Origin of the sequence: Bradyrhizobium sp., from assembly GCF_049798375.1 — a bacterium.
Taxonomy (GTDB): Bacteria; Pseudomonadota; Alphaproteobacteria; order Rhizobiales; family Xanthobacteraceae; genus Bradyrhizobium.
Map to the genome: position 1 here is coordinate 1 of NZ_JBARGP010000766.1, position 2344 is coordinate 2344.

2 protein-coding genes are annotated in these 2344 nt (G+C 64.4%); both read right to left on the bottom strand.

Annotated features, from left to right (window positions below):
- A partial coding sequence (locus WA702_RS29360; RefSeq protein WP_425114037.1) for an NAD-dependent succinate-semialdehyde dehydrogenase occupies window positions 1-1459 on the bottom strand: 1459 nt, incomplete at its 3' end.
- Between the two features lie 122 nt (window positions 1460-1581).
- Window positions 1582-1902 (bottom strand): hypothetical protein, encoded by a 321-nt coding sequence (locus tag WA702_RS29365; RefSeq protein ID WP_425114038.1) that lies wholly within the window; start codon window positions 1900-1902, stop codon window positions 1582-1584.
- Window positions 1903-2344 lie beyond the last annotated feature (442 nt).

Sequence of the window (2344 nt, forward strand, 5' to 3'; positions counted from 1 at the left end):
ATTCTTCCATGCCGTGATGCGAGCCTTCGCGGCCGAGGCCGCTTTCCTTGACGCCGCCGAACGGCGCGACCTCGGTGGTGATGAGGCCGGTGTTGACGCCGACCATGCCCGATTCCAGCGCCTCCGCCACGCGCCAGACCCGGCCGAGATCGCGCGAATAGAAGTAGGACGCGAGGCCGAACGGCGAGGCATTGCACATCGCGATCACGTCGGCCTCATCCTTGAAGCGGATCACCGGCGCGAGCGGGCCAAACGTCTCCTCACGTGCGACCAGCGCATCGGCCTTGACGTCGGCAAGCACGGTCGGCTCGAAGAAGGTGCGGCCGAGCGAGGAGCGCTTGCCGCCGGTCACGACCTTGGCGCCGCCCTTCACCGCGTCTTCGATGTGGCGTTCGACCTTCTCGACCGCTTTCGAATTGATCAGCGGCCCCTGGGTGACGCCGGCTTCCGTGCCGTCGCCGATCTTCATCGCCGCGACCTTGTCCGACAGCTTCTTGACGAAGGCATCGTAGACCTTGTTCTGGACGTAGAGGCGGTTGGCGCAAACGCAGGTCTGGCCCATGTTGCGATATTTCGACACCATCGCGCCTTCGACCGCCGCATCGATATCGGCGTCGTCGAACACGATGAACGGTGCGTTGCCGCCGAGCTCGAGGCCGAGCTTCTTCACGCCGACCGAGGCCTGCTGGTAGAGGATCTTGCCGACATTGGTCGAGCCGGTGAAGCCGATGAAGCGCACTGCCGGATGCTCGCACAGCACCTTGCCGATCGGCGGCGCATCGCCGGTGACGATGTTGAACACGCCCTTCGGCACGCCCGCCTTCTCGGCCAGCACGGCCAGCGCCAGCGCGCTGAGCGGGGTCTCGTTGGCGGGCTTCAGCACCACGGTGCAGCCCGCGGCCAGCGCGGGTGAGACCTTGCGGGTGATCATCGAGTTCGGGAAATTCCATGGCGTAATGGCGCCGCAGACGCCGATCGGCTGCTTGATCGCGAGCAGGCGCGCATCGGCGCGCTGGGTCGGAATGGTCTCGCCATAGACGCGGCGTGCTTCTTCCGCAAAGAACTCGACATAGGCGGCGCCGATATCGATTTCGCCGAGCGCCTCGCTGAGCGGCTTGCCCTGCTCCGAGGTCAAGATCAGCGCCAGATCCTCGCGGTTGGCGATGATCAGCTCGAACCATTTACGCAGGATATTGGAGCGCTGCTTCGCAGTCAGCTTGGCCCAGGCCGGGAAGGCGCGCTGGGCGGCCTCGACCGCCTTCGTGGTCTCGTCAGCGCCGAGCTGCGCGATCTTCGCCAGCTCCCGGCCCGTCGCGGGATTGTTGACCGCAAAACTCGGCGTGCCGACCCAGGCGCCGTCGATATAGCACTGCTCGCGCAGCAGCGACGGGTCCTTCAGGCGCTCGCGCAAGCTCGAGCCGGAGGATTGTGAGCTACGTGCGGCAGCGGTCGGGGTCATCGGCGTCTCCTCGAGATGTTTTCGAAGTCATGCCGAATATAGGCAGGAAATGCGACGGTCACACCGGGTAAACGCGCAGACCTCGTCCGCCGCCCGCTCACGCCCGCGAACCTTTTGCGAACTCAGGCTGCGCCGCTAAGATAGGTCTCGCGACGGCCGATCATGCGCTCCGCCGCGGCCTTGGCATCGGCCTTGGTCGAGGTCGCACAGGTCCGATATTCGAGATCGGGCAGGCTCGCGGGATCGCGCCGCCCGAACCAGGATTTGGGGCCGACCGGCAGCAAAGCGAGCGCCTGCGCCAGATTATCGACAGCGCCAAACGAGTGCAGCGCGCCCGACGCCGCAATGCGAACCTCGTAGATGCCGGGTGTGATCGGCGCCTCGATATTGTCACCCCGCCCTGGCCGCGGGTAACGCTTCCATTCGCTCCAGGTGGAAATCATGCTGTCCCTTCGGGCGGTCATCTGCCACTTTAAATTCATAAGGCCTGACGGCGGAATTGATGAACGCCTTAACGCAAAAATCGTTTCAAACGACAAGACCAAAGCCGCGTGCGGCGAGCATAGCGCCCATGCCGCGACCTTGGGGAGGACCGTCTTAGCTCTGATGCCGTCTTGGTTAAAAGCTGCGCGCGGAGTCGCGGCGGCGCGCATTTCTCTTGAAACACGCGTGATCACCAGCGCGCGACGGCGGCAGCCGGTCAATAATCTGCCTTGTCGGCTGCAAGGGTCCGGAGGACAATCGCACCGTTATCAAAAAAAACGGGAGGTAACCTATGCAGAGCAAGACGGAGATCGACCGGCTATTGGCCGGGATGACCGAAGCGGGCGAGATCCCCGGCGCGGTCGCGATCGCTGCGACCGGCAGCGAGCTAATCTATGAGGG

Excerpts from the sequence above, each read along its gene's own strand:
- WA702_RS29365 (WP_425114038.1), bottom strand. The coding sequence starts at position 1,902 with ATGATTTCCACCTGGAGCGAATGGAAGCGTTACCCGCGGCCAGGGCGG.